The 19,768-nt window shown below is 70.9% G+C and carries 16 protein-coding genes, 1 tRNA gene and 2 pseudogenes; 6 read left to right on the top strand and 13 right to left on the bottom strand.

The genetic code is table 11. The features are described from left to right. Nucleotide 1 precedes the first annotated feature (1 nt). From BJP60_RS07425 to BJP60_RS07400, 6 genes and pseudogenes are all read right to left on the bottom strand, one after another. The gene (locus BJP60_RS07425) at nucleotides 2–1,477 is read right to left on the bottom strand and encodes an aldehyde dehydrogenase (NADP(+)) (protein WP_203138682.1); all 1,476 of its coding nucleotides are present in this window, start codon (nucleotides 1,475–1,477) and stop codon (nucleotides 2–4) included. Then, a complete protein-coding gene (locus BJP60_RS07420; protein WP_203138680.1) occupies nucleotides 1,474–2,841 on the bottom strand; it encodes an enolase C-terminal domain-like protein in 1,368 nt (455 codons plus the stop codon). The genes BJP60_RS07425 and BJP60_RS07420 overlap by 4 nt, the downstream gene beginning before the upstream one ends. A 28-nt stretch (nucleotides 2,842–2,869) precedes the next feature. Next, nucleotides 2,870–4,153 (bottom strand): TRAP transporter large permease, encoded by a 1,284-nt coding sequence (locus tag BJP60_RS07415; protein WP_203138678.1) that lies wholly within the window; start codon nucleotides 4,151–4,153, stop codon nucleotides 2,870–2,872. Between the two features lie 3 nt (nucleotides 4,154–4,156). Beyond that, nucleotides 4,157–4,756: a TRAP transporter small permease gene (locus tag BJP60_RS07410; protein ID WP_203138676.1), complete on the bottom strand. Its 600-nt coding sequence runs from the start codon at nucleotides 4,754–4,756 to the stop codon at nucleotides 4,157–4,159. Beyond that, the gene (locus BJP60_RS07405; protein ID WP_203138674.1) at nucleotides 4,756–5,796 is read right to left on the bottom strand and encodes a DctP family TRAP transporter solute-binding subunit; all 1,041 of its coding nucleotides are present in this window, start codon (nucleotides 5,794–5,796) and stop codon (nucleotides 4,756–4,758) included. The genes BJP60_RS07410 and BJP60_RS07405 overlap by 1 nt, the downstream gene beginning before the upstream one ends. 90 nt (nucleotides 5,797–5,886) lie before the next feature. Next, nucleotides 5,887–6,920: pseudogene (locus BJP60_RS07400) on the bottom strand (Ldh family oxidoreductase). A 201-nt stretch (nucleotides 6,921–7,121) separates the two neighbouring features. On the opposite strand from BJP60_RS07400, the gene BJP60_RS07395 reads away from it, so the two are divergent. Next, on the top strand, nucleotides 7,122–7,667 hold the full coding sequence (locus BJP60_RS07395) for a DUF2231 domain-containing protein (RefSeq protein ID WP_238439616.1): 546 nt from the start codon (nucleotides 7,122–7,124) through the stop codon (nucleotides 7,665–7,667). Between the two features lie 159 nt (nucleotides 7,668–7,826). After that, the gene (locus tag BJP60_RS07390) at nucleotides 7,827–8,330 is read left to right on the top strand and encodes a DUF3145 domain-containing protein (protein WP_203138672.1); all 504 of its coding nucleotides are present in this window, start codon (nucleotides 7,827–7,829) and stop codon (nucleotides 8,328–8,330) included. Between the two features lie 205 nt (nucleotides 8,331–8,535). Here BJP60_RS07390 and BJP60_RS07385 read toward each other — a convergent pair whose 3' ends face one another. The 6 genes from BJP60_RS07385 to aceE form a co-directional block, all read right to left on the bottom strand. Beyond that, on the bottom strand, nucleotides 8,536–9,777 hold the full coding sequence (locus tag BJP60_RS07385; protein ID WP_203138670.1) for a beta-ketoacyl-[acyl-carrier-protein] synthase family protein: 1,242 nt from the start codon (nucleotides 9,775–9,777) through the stop codon (nucleotides 8,536–8,538). Between the two features lie 76 nt (nucleotides 9,778–9,853). Further along, complete coding sequence (locus BJP60_RS07380; protein WP_135113190.1) at nucleotides 9,854–10,099, bottom strand: acyl carrier protein; 246 nt, start codon at nucleotides 10,097–10,099, stop codon at nucleotides 9,854–9,856. 90 nt (nucleotides 10,100–10,189) lie between these two features. Next, nucleotides 10,190–11,191, bottom strand: a complete 1,002-nt coding sequence (locus tag BJP60_RS07375; RefSeq protein WP_203138669.1) for a beta-ketoacyl-ACP synthase III — start codon at nucleotides 11,189–11,191, stop codon at nucleotides 10,190–10,192. A gap of 29 nt (nucleotides 11,192–11,220) precedes the next feature. Beyond that, the gene (locus tag BJP60_RS07370; RefSeq protein ID WP_203138668.1) at nucleotides 11,221–12,132 is read right to left on the bottom strand and encodes an ACP S-malonyltransferase; all 912 of its coding nucleotides are present in this window, start codon (nucleotides 12,130–12,132) and stop codon (nucleotides 11,221–11,223) included. A 146-nt stretch (nucleotides 12,133–12,278) separates the two neighbouring features. Continuing rightward, nucleotides 12,279–13,535, bottom strand: a complete 1,257-nt coding sequence (locus BJP60_RS07365; protein WP_203138667.1) for a PucR family transcriptional regulator — start codon at nucleotides 13,533–13,535, stop codon at nucleotides 12,279–12,281. An 8-nt stretch (nucleotides 13,536–13,543) separates the two neighbouring features. Then, entirely contained in the window at nucleotides 13,544–16,270 is a 2,727-nt protein-coding gene (gene aceE, locus BJP60_RS07360; protein ID WP_203138666.1) for a pyruvate dehydrogenase (acetyl-transferring), homodimeric type, read from the bottom strand. 126 nt (nucleotides 16,271–16,396) lie between these two features. Here aceE and BJP60_RS07355 point away from each other — a divergent pair, with 126 nt between their 5' ends. After that, nucleotides 16,397–17,236, top strand: a complete 840-nt coding sequence (locus BJP60_RS07355; protein ID WP_203138665.1) for an MOSC domain-containing protein — start codon at nucleotides 16,397–16,399, stop codon at nucleotides 17,234–17,236. 12 nt (nucleotides 17,237–17,248) lie between these two features. Next, nucleotides 17,249–17,321 (top strand) — tRNA-Val (locus tag BJP60_RS07350). 87 nt (nucleotides 17,322–17,408) lie between these two features. Here BJP60_RS07350 and BJP60_RS07345 read toward each other — a convergent pair. Beyond that, nucleotides 17,409–18,377, bottom strand: coding sequence for an LLM class F420-dependent oxidoreductase (locus tag BJP60_RS07345; RefSeq protein WP_203138663.1), 969 nt, complete (start codon nucleotides 18,375–18,377; stop codon nucleotides 17,409–17,411). Nucleotides 18,378–18,528: 151 nt separating this feature from the next. On the opposite strand from BJP60_RS07345, the pseudogene BJP60_RS15555 reads away from it, so the two are divergent. Together BJP60_RS15555 and BJP60_RS07335 are read left to right on the top strand one after the other, a co-directional pair. Next, nucleotides 18,529–19,038: pseudogene (locus tag BJP60_RS15555) on the top strand (zinc ribbon domain-containing protein); the annotation flags it as partial. Nucleotides 19,039–19,255: 217 nt separating this feature from the next. After that, nucleotides 19,256–19,738: a reverse transcriptase-like protein gene (locus BJP60_RS07335; RefSeq protein WP_203138659.1), complete on the top strand. Its 483-nt coding sequence runs from the start codon at nucleotides 19,256–19,258 to the stop codon at nucleotides 19,736–19,738. Nucleotides 19,739–19,768: the final 30 nt, after the last annotated feature.

Raw genomic sequence — 19,768 nt, 5'->3', positions numbered from 1 at the left:
CTCACGCGCCTTCCGCCCGGACCCAGACACCATCGACGCGTCGGGGGATGCGCAGCGGATTCGCCTCCTGCAGCTCGGGCGGCAGGTCGGCGTCGGCGAAGTCCTGGAACGCGACGGGCCGCAGGAAGCGCCCGACCGCAGCCGTCCCCACCGAGGTCGTGCCGCTCGTCGTCGCGGGATAGGGCCCGCCGTGCTGTTGCGCGTACGACACCGTGACGCCCGTCGGCCAGCCGTCGCGCAGCACGCGGCCGGCGCGGTCGGTCAACGCGGAGGCGATCGCGCCGACCGCCTCGCCGTCCGCGCCGTGGACGCCGCCGGTCAGCTGACCAGGAAGACGGTTCAAGGTCGCGAGCAGCTCCGCCTCCGACGCGTACGCCACCACCACCCCGGCGGGGCCGAACATCTCGCGCGTGAGGACGGGGGAGTCCGCATCGAGGTCGCCGGCGTTCGCTGCGAACAGCGCGGGGGAGGGCGGGTCGCCCGCCCCGCCCTCGAGGAGCACCTCGACGCCGGGCGTGTCCTGCACGAGCTCGCGGTTGTGCAGGAAGCCCTCGCGCACGCCGTCCGACAGCATGGCCCCCGCTCCGACGGGCGCGTCGCGCAGCAGCGCGGGCAGCTGCTCGCGCGCCCGCTCGGCGGCCTCGGCGGGCAGGAAGAGCAGACCGGGCTTCGTGCAGAACTGCCCGAGGCCGAGCGTCATCGACGCGACGAAGCCGCTCAGGATCTCGTCGGCCCGCTCGCGCCACGCCGCGGGCGTGACGACGACGGGGTTGATGCTGCCCAGCTCGCCGTAGAACGGGATCGGCTCCGGTCGCGCCGCCGCCCGGTCCAGCAGGAGGCGGCCCACGCGCTCCGAGCCGGTGAAGCCGATGGCCCGGGTCAGGGGATGATCCACCAGGGCTGTCCCCGCCTCGAGACCGATCAGGCCGCTGAAGAGCCCGTCCGGCGCCCCCGCGCGAGCGAGCGCGTCGACCACCAGCTCGACCGTCCGCCGCCCCAGGCCGACGTGCGCGTCGTGCACCTTGTGCACGACCGCGCATCCGGCAGCCAGCGCCGAAGCACTGTCGCCGCCCATCACCGAGAACGCGAAGGGGAAGTTCGAGGCCCCGAAGACGCCGACCACGCCCAGCGGCACGTTGATGCGCCGCAGGTCGGGGCGGGGCCCCATTCCCCAATCGGGATCGGCATGGTCGATCGTCGCGTCGAGGAAGGCGCCCGTGCGCACCTCGTCCGCGAGCAGACGCAGCTGGAACGCCGATCGCGTCAACTCGCCGTTCAAGCGCGCCTCGGGGAGGTGCGTGTCCTCGCCCGCGAGCCCCACGAGCTCCTCCCGGTGCGCCTCGAGCTCGTCCGCGATCGCCTCCAGCCAGGAGGCACGCTCCTCGCGAGTGCGCGTGCGCGCCTCGAGGAACGCGGCATGAGCCGCGCGCACCGCCTCGTCGGCGCCGGATGCGCCCTCGAACACCGTCGTCGTCATCGTGTCGTCCTCTCCTCGATGCTGTCGAGGGCGCTTGCCGCGCCGCTCGCGGTCGCCGCCGCCTGATCCGCCACGCGTGCCCAGCCCGGCCCGTGCGGGAACTCCCACTCGTCCAGCGACGAGGCGAGCATCTCGGCGCCGTTCCCCGGCTTCTGCGGAGCCAGATAGCGGCCCCGCTCCACCACGGCCGGCTCGGCGAAGTGCTCGTGCAGGTGGTCGACGAACTCGGTCACCCGATCCTCCTGCGTGGCCGACACGGCCGCGTAGTCGAAGAACGAGAAGTGCTGCACGAGCTCGCACAGACCGACGCCGCCGGCGTGCGGGCACACCGGCACGCCGAAGCGCGCTGCCAGCAGCACGATCGCGAGGTTCTCGTTCACACTCGCCACGCGTGTCGAGTCGAGCTGCAGGATGTCGATCGCCTCCGCCTGGAGCAGCTGCTTGAACATGATGCGATTGTGCACGGCCTCGCCGGTCGCGACCTTGACCGGCGCCACGCCGCGGCGGATCTCGGCGTGCCCGAGGATCTCGTCGGTGCTGGTGGGCTCCTCGATCCAGTACGGGTCGTACTCGGCGAGCGCGTTGACCCAGTCGATGGCCTCGTAGGTCTCCCACTTCTGGTTGGCGTCGATCGCGATGCGGATGTCCGGCCCGACCGCCTCGCGTGCGAGCCGCATCCGGCGGCGGTCGTCGTCGAGCGTGCCGCCCACCTTGAGCTTGATCTGCGTGTAGCCGTCGGCGACGGCCTCCTTGGCAAGGCGGACGAGCTTGTCGTCGCTGTACCCCAGCCAGCCCGGGCTCGTGGTGTAGGCGGGGTATCCCTCCGCCTGCAGCTGCGCGATGCGCTCGGCCTTGCCGGGCTCGGCGGCGCGCAGGATCTCAAGGGCCTGCTCCTCGTTCAGCGCGTTGCGGATGTGCGTGAAGTCGACGGCCGCGACGATCTCCTCGGGGCTCATCTCGGCCAGCAGTCGCCACAGCGGCTTTCCCGCACGGCGCGCCTTCAGATCCCACAGGGCGTTGATCAGGCCGCCGGCGGCCATCTGCGTCACGCCCTTCTCGGGCCCGAGCCAGCGCAGCTGCGAGTCGTGCACCAGCAGCTTGGAGGCGCCGCCCAGGTCGTTCAGCAGCTCGTCGACGTCGCGCCCCTGCAGGAGGTGCGCATAGCTGCGCATGGCGTTCACCAGGATCTCGTTGCCCCGTCCGCAGGTGAACACCAGGCCGAAGCCGCTCTCGCCCGCGTCCGTGCGGATCTCCGCGTACGCGGCGGAGTAGTCGGGGTCGACGTTGACGGCATCCGATCCGTCGAGCTCGAGCGAAGTGGGGAAGCGGATGTCGCGGGTCACGATCTCGGTGATGGCGGTCATGATTTCCTCTCGTTGAGATGGGGCGCGCTCAGAGCGCGAAGCCGAGCGCGCCGGGCAGCCACAGGCTCACGGCAGGCACGAAGGCGATCAGCAGCAGGGTGGCGAGCATCGGCACGTAGAACGGCACCGTGCCCTTGATGACGGTCGTCACCGGCTTCTTCGTCACCGACGACAGCACGAACAGGACGAGGCCGACAGGCGGCGTCAGCAGTCCGATCATCAGGTTGAAGATCATCATCACGCCGAAGTGCACGGGGCTGAGGCCGAACGCCTCGGCGACCGGCACCAGGACGGGAGCGAGGATCAGGATGGCCGAGGTCGGCTCCAGGACCGCGCCGACGATCAGCAGCAGCACGTTCGCCAGGATCAGGAAGAACAGCGGCTGGTTCGTCAGGCCCAGGATGAACTCCGCGGCGATCTGCGGCGCCTGCTCGCGCGCCAGCACCCAGCCGAACAGCGCGGCGCCGCCCACGATGATGAGCACGCCGCCGGTCGTCTCCACGCTGCTGACGAGGGCGTGACGCAGGTTCGCCCATCCCAGGTTGCGGTAGCAGAGCGCGAGGATCGCGACGTACGCGACGCCGACCGCGCTGGCCTCCGTCGGAGTGAACACGCCCGTCAGGATGCCGCCGAGGATGATCACGGCGGCGCCTGCCGGCGGCAGGGCGCGCAGCAGATCCTTGCCGCGGCGGCCCCAGCTCGCGCGCTCCAGGCGCAGCCCCTCGTGCCTGCGCATCATGAGCCACACCGTGACGACGAGCGCGAGCACCAGCACGAGCGCGGGGACGATGCCGGCCATGAAGAGCGCACCGACGGAGACGCCGGCCGTGACGGCGTAGATGATCGCGGGGATGCTCGGCGGCAGCATGGGCGCGATGAGCGACGACGCACCCGTGATGCCCAGCGAAAACCCGGTCGGGTAGCCGCGCCGGATCATGGCGGGCACCTGGATGCGGCCCATGGCTGCGGCGTCCGAGATGGCCGCGCCGCTGATCCACGAGAAGCCGAAGCTCGTGAGGATGTTGACGTACCCGAGCGAGCCGCGCACGTGCCCGATGGCCGAGACGGCCGCATCGTAGAGGCGGTCGGTGGCGCCGGAGACGTTGGCGAGGTTACCGAGCAGGATGAACATGGGCACCGCGAGGATCGCGAAGTTGAACAGGCCCGCGCTGGCCTGCTGCACCGCGAGGGCGGGCGTGGCCGTCGGATCGATCAGGATGTAGAGGATCGACGGGATGAAGAGGGCGAACGCGACCGGCACGCGCAGCGCGAGCAGCACGAGCAGGGCGAGGATCATCAGCAGCAGGACCATGGATCAGAGACCTTCCAGCTCGGCGGCCTTCACGCTGGGATCCGGCTCCTCTGCCGGATACCTCACCTGCATGTAGAGCGCGAGCAGCGAGTGGATGAGGATGAGGGCGAAGCCGACCGTGGCCGCCCCGTAGAGCACCGCCGTCGGCAGCCGCGTGGCCGCCAGGTCGATCCCCGCGACGACGAGCATCATGCTGAACCCGGAGAAGGTCAGGAACGCGGACGCGAGGATGACGAGCACCTGCGCGAACATCCCGATGGCCCTGGCCGCCGCCCGGGGGAGGATCGTGGCGAGGAGGTCGACGGTGATGTGTGCACGCCGGGAGCTCACGAAGGCGGCCGCCAGGAAGGCCAGCCACACGAGCGTGAGTCGCGCTGCCTCTTCGGTCCACGTCAGCGGCGTTCCGAGCACGTAGCGCGTGAACACCTGCGTGAGCACGAGGGCGAACACCCCCACGAGCAGCACGGCGCTGATCACGCGTTCGATATTGACCATCAGCTCGTAGGCGGGGTGGCGGCGCTCCAGCACGTCGCGGATCGCCTCGGTCTTCGGCGGCAGCTCCACGCCGCCGCGTTGCATCTGGTCCTCAGGCGTATCCGTCATCACTGCTCCTCCTCGTTCTCGGTCGCGAGGTCGGCCTGGATCTGGAGGTAGAGATCGCCCCACGGCACCTGCGACGGCAGCTCCGCGGCGATCCGCTCCTGGAAGGCGTCGACGTCGACGTCCTCGACCACCTCGATCGCGCCGGTGTCCTTCCACTCCGCGAGAACCTGCTGCTCCTCCTCGACGATGCAGTCCCGCACGCTGATGCGGGCCGTCTCGATCGCAGCCTCCAGCGCGTCCCGCTGCGCCGGCTCCAGCGACTCGAGCAACCGGTCGGTGGTCACGATCTGCACGCCCTGCACCATGTGCCCCGTGAGGCTGACGTAGTCCTGCACCTCTTGGAAGTTCGACGACGCGATCGTCGGGATCGGATTCTCCTGGGCGTCGATCGCATTCTGCTGCAGACCGAGATACACCTCGCTGAGCGCCATGGGCGTGGCGGTCGCGCCCATGATGCCGAAGTTGATCAGGTACAGCGGCGCGTCCGGCGTGCGGATCTTGAGGCCCTGCAGGTCCTCGGGGGCAGTCACCGGCTTGTTCGCGGTGATGTGGCGCGTGCCGTAGTACCAGTTGCTGGCGACGCGCAGGCCGGTCTCCTCCGCCATCCGGTCGTACACGTCCGCGAGCACCGGACCGGTGGTCGCCTCGTCGAACTCGTCGACGTCGCGGAACAGGTAGGCGCCGTCGACGACCGCGGCATCCTCGTACCACTCGCCGAGGAAGGATCCGCCGGCGATGCCGATGTCGAGGGCGCCGGTCGCCACCTGCTCGACAAGGGCCGCCTCGCTGCCGAGCTGCCCGGCCGGGTAGGAGCGCAGATCGATGCCCGCCGCCGACAGCTCCTCCTTCATCGGCTCCACGCCGCATCGGTTCACCGGATGCGAAGGCTCGTAGCCGTTCGCGAATCGCAGCACACGCGAACCGGGCTCGGGTGCGGCCACCTCCTCGGGCGCGACGTCGACGGGCTCGAGCAGCGAGCATCCCGACAGCGCGATGGCGACGGCACCGATTCCGAGCGCGGCGCTCAGGCGTCTTCTCATGTCTTCTCCTCGTCGGGCCGCTCTTCCTCGAGCGGCCGTCGTGTCCGGCGACGCCGTGCGGCTGCGTCGCTCTGCTGTGTGCGGGTCGGGTCAGCCGTCCGCGCGAGTGGGGGCGTCGAGACCGAGCTCCGCCGCGAGCCGATCCAAGGCGGCCGCCGTGCTGTCGCTCAGCGGCACGCGCGACGACCAGCGCGCCGCGTTGTCGTGCTCGATCTGCCCCGGCAGGAGCACCTCGTCACCCGACGCGGCGATCGCGTCCTGCAGGCCGCGCACCTTCGCCTCGGTCCGCTCGCGTCCGATGAACGCCGCCGTGTCGAGCGCGATCAGCAGGTGGCCGTTGTTCATGCGCGAGGCCGGGTTGTCCCAGATGTCCTGCGTCTCGTACGCGAACGTGGCCTCGCCGAGCGAGACCGCCAGGGCTTCGAGCAGCACCGCGAGGCCCGACCCCTTGTGCCCCCGAAAGCGAGCAGCGATCCCGCGGCGGCCTCGTCCGGATCGGTGGTGGGGCGCCCGTCGGGGGCGACGGCCCAGCCCTCGGGGATCGGCGTGCCCGACTGCCGGGCCGCGATGACCTTGCCGAACGCTCCGGCGGATGTGGCCATGTCGACCGTCAGGGGCAGATCGCGCCCGCTCGGCGCGGCGATGGTGAGGGGATTGGTGCCGAGCACCTTGCGCGCGCCGCCGTGCACCGCGACCGTCGGTCCGGTGCTCGACGTCAGGATGCCCACCATGCCGCGCGCGACGAGCTGGTCGGTCCAGAACGCGCCGGCCCCGAAGTGGCTGGAGTGCTCGACCGCGACCGCGCACACGCCGTGCTGCGTGGCGCGCTCGACCGCGAGATCGACGGCGGCCTGCATCGCGACCTGACCCAGACCGGCGTCCGCGTTCAGCAGTGCGGTGGCACGGCTGTCACGCACCACGGTGACGGCCGGGCGGGGATTGATCCCGCCCTGCCTCAGAGCGTCGACGTACAGCGGCAGCCGCAGCAGACCGTGCGAGTGGATGCCCCGCTGGTCGGCCTGCACGAGGGATCGCGCGGTCAGCTCGGCATCCGGAGCGGGGACCGTCTGCGACGCGAGCGCGTCGGCGGCGAGCCGCAGAAGTGAATCGACGGAGAAGTTCATGGACACCCTCGTCCTGTCTCGACTTCGAAATATAGGAACTGCGATAAACGTATAGGCAGCGGGTCGGGTTGGCAACCCCCGTCCGCGCATCCACACGCCGAAGCGCCATCTAGTGCGTCCGATCGCCGGGCGCAAGACCGTAGGCGTTCAGGCGCGTCCACGAATAGCGTCGCGTGCACCGACGAGGCGAATGGAGCACCCGTGAACGACGCCCACCCCGCGCATCAGAACAACTCCGCGATGTATCGCGCCAAGCGCCCGCGCACGCCGCTCGCGGGCCCCTACGGCCATCCGTTCCACGCGACGGTCATCACGATCCCGATCGGAGCGTGGACCGCGAGCATCGTCTTCGACATCATCGCGCTGATCACCCGTGACGACGCGTTCTCGGTCGGGGCGCTCTGGCTGGTCGGGATCGGCATCGCGGGCGCTCTGCTGGCGGCCGTGTTCGGACTGCTCGACTACGCGAACATCTCCCCGGGCACCAAGGCGCGACGCGTCGGACTCGCCCACCTCGCGCTCAACACCGTGGCGACCGTTCTCTTCGCCGTCAGCCTGTTCGTGCGCCTCGGTGCCCCGGAGGAGGTCAGCGTGGGCGGGTTCGTCCTCAGCGTGATCGCCTTCCTGATCGTCGGAGCGTCGGGCTTCCTGGGAGGCGAGCTCGCGTACCGCTTCGGCGTGCGCGTCGCCGACGAGGACACTCAGCGACGCGGTCACGAGACTCCGGCCGAGGCAGCGCGCCGCTGAGTGCGTCCCGCCGCCGACGCGGCGGTCGCTCCGGGGCCGGGAATCACACGCTTGTGATTCCCGTGGCGCCCGGTCATAATGCTGGGAGAACCGAATACACGTCAGCCGGATCGCCGGTCAGGTCGTAGGGGAAGACGCACCTGACGAAACGGAGAGATCATGGCGACACCAATGGCGCGCGGAGTGGTCTACATCCACTCAGCGCCACGCGCGTTGTGCCCCCACCTGGAGTGGGCGGTCGGCCGCTCGATCGGCCGTGCCGTGAACTTCGAGTGGGCCGATCAGCCCGTGCTGGCCGGGGCGCGTCGCGCTGAGTTCTACTGGGAGGGTCCCGCCGGCACCGGCGCGGCCCTGGCGACGGCCATCCGCGGCTGGGAGCACCTGCGCTTCGAGGTGACGGAGGACCCCACGCCGCGCAGCGACGGCGGGCGGTGGATGCACACGCCCGACCTCGGCATCCACTACGCGCAGATGGACACCGCCGGCAACGTCGTGGTGCCCGAGGACCGCATCCGGTATGCCATGGAGGTCGCCGCGGGTGATCCGATCGAGCTGCAGCGCGAGCTCGACATCGCGCTCGGCTCGGCATGGGACGTCGAGCTCGAGCCGTTCCGCCACGCGAGCGACGACGCGCCCGTGGTGTGGCTGCACAAGGTCGGCTAACGGCTCCACGTCCGGAAGCCGGGCGAGCTGGCTCCCACAGACCACGGAGCGGCGTCGGTACCGCACGCCGGTGAGCAGTCCCGGCGGGTGAGAAGACGTCACTCCGGAACGAGAAGAGGCGGCCCCTGGAGAACAGGGGCCGCCTCTTTCATGCGCAGGACCCGACCCGCGAGGCTCGCTGCGGCTCCTCACGGAGCGCGGTACGTCAGTCGTCGTAGGACGCGAACGCCGCGACGGCGTTGTGGCCGCCGAAGCCGAACGAGTTGCAGATCGCCAGCTGCGGATCGCTGCCGAGCTCCTGCGGCGCGCTGGACGCCTTCAGCGGGATGGCCGGGTCCTGATCGACGAGGTTGATCGTCGGGGGAGCGACGCGGTCGCGCAGCGCGAGGATCGTGAACACCGACTCGAGCGCGCCGGTGCCGCCGAGCAGGTGGCCCGTGGACGCCTTGGTCGCGGAGACCGGGATCTCGTGGACGCGATCGCCGAACACCGACAGCAGCGCCGCGTACTCGGCGGGGTCGCCCACCGGCGTCGAGGTGGCGTGCGCGTTGATGTGCGTCACCTCGTCGGGCGTGCGGCCCGCCTGCGCGAGCGCCTGGCGCACGGCGCGGGACGCTCCCGCGCCGCTCGGGTCGTTGGCCGTGATGTGGTGGGCGTCGGCCGTCACGGCCGTTCCCTCCAGGCGGGCGTAGATGCGCGCGCCGCGAGCGAGCGCGTGCTCCTCGGTCTCGAGGATCAGCACCGCGGCGCCCTCGCCCATCACGAAGCCGTCGCGGTCGACGGAGAACGGCCGCGAGGCGGTCTCGGGGGAGTCGTTGCGGCGCGACAGTGCCTGCATCGAGGCGAAGGACGCCACCGTGATCGGGTGGATCGCCGACTCGGTGCCTCCCGCGATGACGACGTCGGCCAGGCCCAGCTGCAGGTGCTCGTAGGCGCTCGCGATCGACTCGACGCTCGACGCGCAGGCCGAGGCGACCGTGCGGGCGAACGCGCGCGCGTTGAAGTGCAGCGACAGGTTGCCGGCGGCCGCGTTGGGCATCAGCATGGGCACCGTCATCGGCATGACGCGGCGGGGGCCCTTCTCGCGCAGCGTGTCCCATGCGTCGAGCAGGGTCCACACACCGCCGATGCCCGTGGCGAAGTCGACGCCGAGGCGGTCGGGCTCGATCTCCGGCGCGCCGGCGTCCTCCCATGCCTCCATGGCGGCGACGAGCGCGAACTGCGACGAGGGGTCGAGGCGCTTCGCCTGCGGGCGCGGCAGCACCGTGTCGGGGCGGACGATTGCCTCGGCCGCGAACGTGACGGGAAGCTCGTACTCGGCGACCCAGTCGTGCTCCAGCGGACGGGCGCCCGAGGCGCCGGCGAGGAGGTTGGTCCAGTTGTCGGGTGCCGTGCCGCCGATCGACGACGTGGCGCCGATTCCGGTCACGACGATGCGCTTGCTCATGTGATGGTTCCTCGTGCTCCGATGAAGGGGGTCGGTGCCGCAGCCCTGTCGTCGATCGGCTGCGGCACCGCGGATGTCACTGGTTGTTCGTGATGAAGTCGACCGCGTCCTTCACGGTCTTGAGGTTCTTGACCTCGTCGTCCGGGATGGTCACGCCGAACTTCTCCTCGGCGTTGACGACGATCGTCATCATGGAGATCGAGTCGATGTCGAGGTCGTCCGTGAACGACTTCTCCAGCGCCACCTCCTCGGCGGCGATGCCGGTCTCGTCGGTGATGAGCTCGGCCAGGCCGGCGAGGACCTCGTCAGTCGTGTATGCCATGGGGTTCTCCTTTGTGTCGGGTGGTGTTTCGGATCGGATGGATCGGAGACGACGGAACCGGAGTTCAGTCTAGAGTCGCGTCTCGCCGCCTCACGGGAGGACGACGACCTGCGCGGCGTAGACGAGCCCGGCGCCGAAGCCGATCTGCAGCGCGAGGCCGCCGCTCAGCTCGGGGTTCTCCTGCAGCAGGCGGTGGGTCGCGAGCGGGATGGACGCGGCCGACGTGTTGCCCGTCGTCTCGATGTCCCGGGCGATCTTGACCGTCTCGGGCAGACTCAGCTGCTTGGCGAACTCGTCGATGATGCGCATGTTCGCCTGGTGGGGGATGAACGCCGCGAGGTCGTCCGCGGTGACGCCCGCGGCCTCCAGCGCCTGCTTCGCGACCTTCGCCATCTCCCAGACGGCCCAGCGGAACACCGTGGGTCCCTCCTGGCGCAGCGTCGGCCACTCGGCCGCGCCGTCGCGGAAGTCCGTCAGCGTGTTGTTCATGCCCACGGCGCCGGCCTTCGAGCCGTCCGAGCCCCAGATGGACGCGGAGACGCCGGGCGCCTCGCTGGGGCCGAGCAGCGCCGCACCGGCGCCGTCGCCCAGAAGGAACGAGATGCTGCGGTCGGTGGGGTCGACGATGTCGCTGAGCTTCTCGGTGCCGATCACGAGAGCGTGACGCGCAGCGCCGGAGCGGATGAGCGCGTCGGCCTGCGCCACGGCGTAGCAGTAGCCGGCGCACGCGGCGTTCACGTCGTACGCGGCGGCCGGGTTCGCTCCCACGCGGTCGGCGACGATGGCCGAGACCGAGGGGGTCTGCTTCGGGTTGCTGATGGTCGCGACGATCACGACGTCGACCTCGGCCGGATCCACGCCCGACTTCTCGATCGCCTCACGCGCAGCGGTGGTCGCGAGGTCGATCGCGTCGGTCTCGGGCACGGCACGCACGCGCGTGACGATGCCGGTGCGCTGGCGGATCCACTCGTCGCTCGAGTCGATGGGGCCGATCAGGTCGTCGTTGGGCACGGCGAGCTCGCCGCGCGCCGCGCCGAGCGCGTAGATCCGGGAGTGCGGCGCCCCGACGGCTTCCTTGAGGGTGACGGTCATGACTGTTTCCGTTCTGTGGATCGGGGCGGTCAGGCGGCGAGCAGCTCGATGGCGGCCGCGAGATCGTCGGGGGTCTTGACGGCGACGGACGGCACTCCGCGCAGGCCGCGCTTGGCGAGGCCGACGAGCGCACCGGCGGGAGCGAGCTCGATGATGCCTGTCACCCCGCGCTCGGCGAAAGAGGCCATGCAGAGATCCCACCGGACGGGGTTCGCGACCTGGTGCACGATGAGCTCGAGCGCGCGCGAGCCGTCGGTGACGGTGCCGCCGTCGCTGTTGGTCCAGAGGGGGAGCGCGGGGTCCGCCACCGCGGCGACATCCGCGAGGGCCGTGCGCAGGGTGTCCTGCGCGGGTGCCATGAAAGGCGTGTGGAACGCGCCGGCGACCTGCAGCGGGATAACGCGTGCCCCGCGCGGCGCCTGCTCGGCGAGAGCGGCGAGGGCGGGGAGCTCTCCGGCCGCGACGATCTGTGCGCCGCCGTTGTAGTTGGCGGGCGTGAGGCCGTGGGCGGCGATCGCCTCCAGGACCTGCTGTTCGTCACCGCCGACGACCGCGCTCATGCCGGTCTCGACCCGGGCGGCGGCATCCGCCATCGCACGTCCGCGCACGCCGACCAGCCGCATGCCGGCCTCCGCGTCCGTCACGCCCGCCGCGACGAGCGCGGCGATCTCGCCCACCGAGTGGCCGGCGACCCCGTTTGGCCGCTGTCCGCCCTGCGTCAGCTGCTCCCACGCGAGGATGCTCGCCGCGACGATGAGCGGCTGGGCGATCCGTGTGTCGCGGATCGTGTCCGCGTCGGACTCCGTGCCGTGCGCCACGAGATCCACCTGCGCGGCGTCGGAGAACGCGGCGAGGCGGTCCGCCGCGCCGTCGAGCTCGAGCCAGGGTGCGAGGAAGCCGGGGGTCTGAGAGCCCTGTCCCGGGCAGACGACGACAATCACTCGACCAGTCTGCCAACGTTCCGGGGGCCGGTGCTGGCGACAGCCTCACAAGAAAAGTCGAAACGATTGTGCGTGGCGGACATCTTCGCAGGCGTGTCCCAGGATGCGGCGCGCGCAGGCCGTGGCCCCGCGGCCGGAGGGCCGTCTCAGCGCGCGGAGCCGTCTCGCGGGCGGCGCACCGCCGTCCGGCGCCGCGTCACGTCCGCCGACCCGATGGATCCGAGGATGAGCGCCGTCTGCAGGATGAGCGCCTCGCGCGGTCCGGTCGCGTCCCAGCCGATCACGTCGCTCACGCGCTTCAGGCGGTAGCGCACGGTGTTCGGGTGCACGAAGAGCTCGCGTGCCGTGGCCTCCAGGGATCGGCCGTTGTCGAGGTAGCTCCACAGCGTCGTGACGAGGTCGGTCGAGTGCGCCGCGAGCGGGCGGTAGATCTTCTCGACGAGCGTCTGCTTCGCCACGGAGTCGCCCGCGAGGGCGCGCTCGGGCAGGAGGTCGTCGGCCTCGACCGGCCGCGGTGCGTGACGCCAGCCTCGCGCGACCGCGAAGCCCGCCAGTGCGGCGCGCGCGCTCTGGCTCGCGTCGACCAGCGCGGGCACGGTCGGGCCGAGCACGAGGTAGCCCTCGCCGAAGGCGGGCTCCAGCTGACGGGCGACCTCGATGAACGGCAGTCCCTCCGGCCCGGCGTCCTCGTCCGCGTCCGCGTCCTGTGCGCGCCCGATCACGATCACGAGGCGTGAGCCCTGCACGCCCACGAGCACGTCGACGCCGAGCTTGCGCGACGTGCGACGCACCTGATCGACGTCGAACTGCGGGGGAGCGGTGCCGACGAGCACGCACGCCTGACCGTGTCCGTGCCAGCCGAGCGCCGCGATCCGGCTCGGCAGCTCCTCGTCCGCCTCGCCCGTCAGGATCGAGTCGACGACGAGCGCCTCGAGGCGCGCGTCCCACAGGCCGCGCGACTCCGCCGCGCGCGCGTAGACGTCGGCGGCGGTGAAGGCCACTTCGCGCGAGTACAGCAGGATCGCCTCGCGCAGGTCCTCGCTCTTGGACGCGACCCGCTCCTCGACGACCTCCACCGTGATCCGGATCAGCTGCAGCGTCTGCTGCAGGCTGACGCTGCGCAGCAGCTCGCGGGGAGCGGCGGCGAAGATGTCGGCCGCGATCCAGGGCGTGGACGAGGGGTCGTCGTACCACTGGATGAACGACGTGATGCCCGCCTGGGCCACGAGCCCGACGGCCGACCGACGCGCCGGCGGCATGCCGGCGTACCACGACAGCGAGTTCTCGAGCCGCGTCGTGGTCGCCGTCGCGAGGTCGCCGGAGATCCGGCGCAGCCACGCGAGGGTGGCCGCCTTGTCGAGGGCGACCACCTCGGTCGGAGCCGTGCGGGCGTCCTGACTCACGTGCGGGCTCAGCTCTCCCCGCCGGCGTTGCCGGACGTGCCGGCGTTGACGTCGTGCAGCCGGTACTTCTCGATCGCCTGGGCGATCACGCCCCGGTCGACCTTGCCCTCGTCCGCGAGCGCCTGCAGGGCGCGCACGGCCATGGACGGGCCGTCGATCTTGAAGAAGCGGCGGGCCGCGGCGCGCGTGTCCGAGAAGCCGAAGCCGTCGGCGCCGAGCGTCAGGTAGCGCTGCGGGATCCACGGACGGATCTGGTCCTGCACGGCGTGCATGAAGTCACTGACCGCGATGACCGGGCCCTCGGCGTCCTTGAGCTTGTCCGTGATGTACGCGGTCTTCGGCTCGGCCTCGGGGTGCAGGAAGTTGTGCTCGTCGGCGGCGAGGCCGTCGCGGCGCAGCTCGGTCCAGCTCGTGACCGACCACACGTCGGCGATCACGCCCCAGTCGTTCTTGAGCAGCGCCTGGGCCTCGAGCGCCCACGGCACGCCGACACCCGACGCGAGAAGCTGCGTGCGGGGACCGTCGCCCGAGCCCTGCGAGATGCGGTGGATGCCGCGCACGATGCCGTCGACGTCCACGTTCTCCGGCTCAGCCGGCATCACGAGGGGCTCGTTGTAGACGGTGATGTAGTACATCACGTTCGGGTCCTCGTGCTGGCCGCCGTACATCCGCTCGATGCCGGACCGCACGATGTGCGCGACCTCATAGCCGTAGGCCGGGTCGTACGACACCGTGGCGGGATTCGTCGATGCGAGCAGGTGCGAGTGGCCGTCGGCGTGCTGCAGACCCTCACCCGTCAGGGTGGTGCGTCCCGCGGTGGCGCCGATGATGAAGCCGCGCGCCATCTGGTCGCCGGCGGCCCACTGGGCGTCGCCCGTGCGCTGGAAGCCGAACATCGAGTAGAAGATGTAGATCGGGATCAGCGGCTCGCCGTGCGTGGAGTAGGCCGTTCCCGTTCCCGTGAACGCCGCGAGGGCGCCGGCCTCGTTGATGCCGACGTGGAGGATCTGGCCCTGCGGGCTCTCCTTGTAGGCGAGGAGGAGCTCGCGGTCGACGGACGTGTAGTTCTGTCCGTTCGGGTTGTAGATCTTCGCGGTCGGGAAGTACGAGTCCATGCCGAACGTGCGCGCCTCGTCCGGGATGATCGGCACGATGCGGTTGCCGAAGCCGTCGACCTTCAGCAGGTCCTTCACGAGGCGGACGAACGCCATCGTGGTGGCGACCTCCTGCGTGCCGGATCCCTTCTTCAGCAGGGCGTAGTCCTTGTCCTGCGGCAGCGAGATCTGGGTGTACTTGCTGCGGCGCTCCGGCAGGAAGCCGCCGAGCGCGCGGCGGCGCTCCAGCATGTACTGGATCGTCTCGTCGTTCTCGCCCGGGTGGTAGTACGGCGCGCGGTACGGGTCGTCCTCGAGCTGCTTGTCCGTGACGGGGATGTGCATCGTGTCGCGGAACAGCTTGAGGTCGGCGAGCGTCATCTTCTTCATCTGGTGGGTCGCGTTGCGGCCCTCGAAGTGCGGCCCGAGGCCGTAGCCCTTGATGGTGTGGGCGAGGATGACGGTCGGCTGGCCCTTGTGCTCCATGGCGGCCTTGAACGCCGCGTAGACCTTGCGGTAGTCGTGGCCGCCGCGACGCAGGCCCCAGATCTGCTCGTCCGAGTAGTCCTTGACGAGCTCGAGGGCGCGCGGGTCGCGACCGAAGAAGTTCTCGCGGATGAACGCGCCCGACTCGGCCTTGTAGGTCTGGAAGTCTCCGTCGGGCGTGACGTTCATGAGGTTCAGCAGCGCGCCATCGGTGTCGCGCTGGAGCAGGTCGTCCCACTCGCGGCCCCAGATGACCTTGATGACGTTCCAGCCCGCACCGCGGAAGAAGCTCTCGAGCTCCTGCACGATCTTGCCGTTGCCGCGCACGGGACCGTCGAGGCGCTGCAGGTTGCAGTTCACGACGAAGGTGAGGTTGTCGAGGCCCTCGTTCGCGGCGACCTGCAGCTGACCGCGGCTCTCGACCTCGTCCATCTCGCCATCGCCGAGGAACGCCCAGACGTGGCTGTCGCCGACGTCCTTGATGCCGCGGTTGGCGAGGTACTTGTTGGTCATCGCCTGGTAGACCGCGTTGATCGGGCCGAGACCCATCGACACGGTCGGGAACTGCCAGAACTCCGGCATCAGGCGCGGGTGCGGGTAGGACGACAGGCCGTTCTCGCCCGCCGACTTCTCCTGGCGGAAGCCGTCGAGCTGCGCCTCGGAGAGGCGGCCCTCGAGGAACGCGCGCGCGTAGGTGCCGGGCGACGCGTGGCCCTGGATGAAGATCTGGTCGCCGCCGGACGGGTGGTCCTGGCCGCGGAAGAAGTGGTTGAAGCCGACCTCGTACAGCGCGGCAGACGACGCATAGGTCGAGATGTGGCCGCCGACGCCGATGCCGGGGCGCTGCGCACGGTGCACCGTGAGGGCCGCGTTCCACCGGATCCACGAGCGGTAGCGGCGCTCGAGCTCCTCGTCACCCGGGAACTCGGGCTCGTCCTCCGGCGCGATCGTGTTGACGTAGTCCGTGGTCGGCACCATCGGAACGCCCAGGTGCAGATCCTTCGAGCGCTTCAGCAGGCTCAGCATGATCTCGCGACCGCGCTGGTGACCCTTCGCGTCGACGAGCTCGTCCAGCGACTGCTGCCACTCGCTGGTCTCCTCCGGGTCGCTGTCCTGCGGTCCCTGCGAGTACGGATCCTGGTCGTGTACAGCCACCGGATGCCCTTTCGTCGAGCGGGGCAGATCGTGCCTCGCAAACGTGCCTGCGCGTGCGCCGACGGGTCGGAGCGCACGCGTGATCGCCCATCAGCCTAGTCCCCTCTGACGGGGCAGGATGGATCCGTGCCGATCGTGAAAGCCTTGTATCACTACCCCGTCAAGGGCTTCACGCCGCAGGCCCGCGATGCGCTCACGGTGAGGGACGACGGCCGGATCGAGGGCGACCGCGTGCTGGCGTTCCGGTTCGCGGACGCCGCCCGCCCGGACGAGCGGGACGGCCTCGACTACTGGGCGAAGAGCCGTGGCCTGTCGCTCATGGACTTCCCGGCGCTGGCACGCATCCGCACGGACTGGGACGGTGTGCGGCTGCGGATGACGATCGACGGCGAGGTGCTCGTCGAGGAGGGCTTGGACCCGGCCGGACGCCGGCGGATCGCGGATGCGATGGCGTCGTATGTGGCGGGGACGCCTGATGCGCGACGCCTGCGGGCGGTCGGCCGCCTCCCGCTCGAGCTCGTCGGGGATGGCGTCGTGCCGCGGTTCCAGGACCGCCCGCGCGGTTACGTGTCCCTGCACAGCACCGCCTCCGTGGCGGCCCTCGACGCACTCGTCGGCGCGCCGGTCGACGATCGCCGCTTCCGCTCGAACATCGTCGTCGACGGTCTGGACGCCTGGAGCGAGCTGGACTGGGTCGGGCGCATCCGGATCGGCGAGGTCGCGTTCGAGGCGCAGAAGCCGATCGTGCGGTGTCTGGCGATCCATGCGAACCCCGACACCGGGGAGCGCGACGCGCGGCTGCTGCCGACGCTGACGGGCCGGATCGGCCAGCGCGAGCCGACCCTCGGCATCCTGCTGCTGCCTGTCGAGCGCGCGGGCGTCATCCGGGTCGGTGACGAGGTCTCCGTCGACGAAGACTGTTCCGCGGCGCGCGACCCCGCCGCGGCGCAGCCGGTCCGCCCGTAGGATCGGAGGGAAGGGCCTTTAGCTCAGCTGGTAGAGCGCCACGTTTACACCGTGGATGTCGTCGGTTCGATCCCGGCAGGGCCCACCGCTTTGCGTTCCGCCGCCGCACGCGCGACGGCGGTGCCCGACCCGAATGGGCCGGGCACCGCCGCCTGTACCGTCGTGCGCCGGCTCAGAGCGCGCGCAGGCGCTCAAGGAGCGGCTCGGCGACCTGGTCGAGGAACTCCTGCTGCCGGGCGTCGCCGATCTGGACGATCGCCACGTCCGTGAAGCCGGCGTCGAGGAACGGACGCACCCCCTCTGCGAGCTCGTCCAGGTCCGGTCCGCAGGGGATCGACGCCGCGACGTCCTCGGGACGCACGAACTGCGACGCGGCCGCGAAGCCCGCGGGCGTCGGCAGATCCGCGTTGACCTTCCAGCCCCCGGCGAACCAGCGGAACTCCTCGTGCGCGCGCTGGATGGCGGTGTCCTTGTCCGGGTCCCAGCTGATCGGCACCTGGCCGATCTTGCGGGATCCGCCGCCCTCGTGGTGCTCTTCCCATCCGCTCAGGAGGTCGGCCTCCGGCTGCACCGCGATGAGGTGGTCGCCGAGCGGCGCGAGGCGCGACAGCGAGCTCTCGCCCGACACGGCGACGCCGATCGGCACGCCTCCCTCGGGCGCATCCCACACGCGGGCGGAGTCGACGCGGAAGTAGGCGCCGTCGTACGTCACGAGGTCGCCGGTGTGGAGAGCGCGGATGATCTCGATCGCCTCGACGAGCATCTCCTGGCGCTGGTCGACCCCCGGCCAGCCCTCGCCGACCACGTGCTCGTTGAGACTCTCGCCGGAGCCCAGGCCGAGCGTGAAGCGCCCCTCCGACAGCAGCTGCATGGTGGCGGCCTTCTGCGCCACGACCGCCGGGTGATAGCGGATCGTGGGGCACGTCACGTAGGTCATGAGATCGACGCGGGAGGTGACCGCCGCGACCGCGCCGAGGAGGCTCCACGCATACGGTGCGTGCCCCTGGGTCGTCAGCCAGGGGGAGTAGTGGTCGCTCGAGACCTCGAAGTCGAAGCCGACCTCCTCCGCTCGCTGGGCGTAGCGCACGAGCTCACGCGGCCCGCTCTGCTCGGTCATGAGGGTGTATCCGAAACGGGTCATCCGATCCTCCATCGGGGCAGCTGCTGGCAACGATGCCGACGCTACGGCGGCGGATCGCGCGGTGCACGGGGCTTGCGGATCCACGCCGGATGAGGCACGCGCAGCGCCCGCCGGGCCCGTGCGCCGCGAGGCCGCGCGGTAGGTTGGAGGGGTGAAAGCAAGCCCTGCCGACCAGCTGCTCCTGCTCGACGTCGCCGACATCGACCGTCGCCTCGCACAGGCCGAGGCCGCGCGCAGGAATCCGCCGCAGGCCGCGCGGGTTCAGGAGCTGATCGCCCGGCGCACCGAGCTCGGTCGCGAGCTCGCCGCGCGGGCGGGCGCACGTGACGACCTGCGCGCGGAGCTGAAGCGCATCGAGGCCGACGTCGAGGTCGTGACCGCCCGCCGCGCGCGTGACGCCGAGCGCCTGAACTCCGTGACGAACCCGAAGGACGCCCAGGGCCTCGAGCACGAGATCGCGTCGCTCGACCGGCGTCGCGGCACGCTGGAGGACGCCGAGCTCGAGATCATGGAGAAGCTCGAGGCCGCCGACGCGGCGGTCGCTGAGCAGCAGGCGCTCATGGACGTGACGACCTCCGAGGGGCAGCGTCTGAGCGCGGAGGCGAAGGAGCTGGTCGCCAAGGCGACCGGCGACGCCGACAGCCTCTCGCGCGACCGCGCCGCCATCGCCGGCCGCATCCCGGCCGACCTCCTGGCGATGTACGACCGCCTCGCCCAGCGCGGGACGGGCGCCGCACTGTTCACGCGGGGCATGTGCGGCTCGTGCAACATGACGCTCTCGCCGAGCGATCTGCAGGCGCTGCGCTCGACTCCCGCCGACGAGGTGGCGCTGTGCCCGAGTGCGGCGGGATCCTCGTGCGCACCGCGGAGTCCGGCCTGTGACCGGAGCGCTGATCGTCGAGGCCGACGGCGGATCACGGGGGAACCCTGGCGTCGCGGCCGGCGGGGCCGTCGTGATCGACCCCGCGACGGGCAGCGTGCTGAGCGAGCTGGGCGTGTACGTCGGCATCGCCTCGAACAACGTCGCCGAGTACAACGGCATGATCGCGGGCCTCCAGGCGGCGCTCGAGCGCGACCCGTCGGAGGTCCACGTGCGCATGGACTCCAAGCTCGTCGTCGAGCAGATGACCGGGCGCTGGAAGATCAAGCACCCGGACATGCAGATGCTCGCCCGCCGCGCGCAGGACCTGATCGCCGGACGAACGGTCACGTTCGAATGGGTGCCGCGGGCCGACAACAAGCTGGCGGATGCGGCGGCGAACGAGTCCATGGACGCTCAGGCGAGCTTCCGCCGCGACCTCCACGCCCCGCAGGCGGCCGTCGCGGCCCCCGAGGCCGCGGGCGGTGACCTCCTCCTCTGACGGCCCGGCGCGGGGGTCCGACGCCGCGCC

The sequence above is a fragment of the Microbacterium sp. JZ31 genome (assembly GCF_016805985.1).
Taxonomy (GTDB): Bacteria; Actinomycetota; Actinomycetes; order Actinomycetales; family Microbacteriaceae; genus Microbacterium.
The sequence above is the reverse complement of the archived record's forward strand: the minus strand, read 5'-3'. Positions and strand labels throughout refer to the sequence as shown.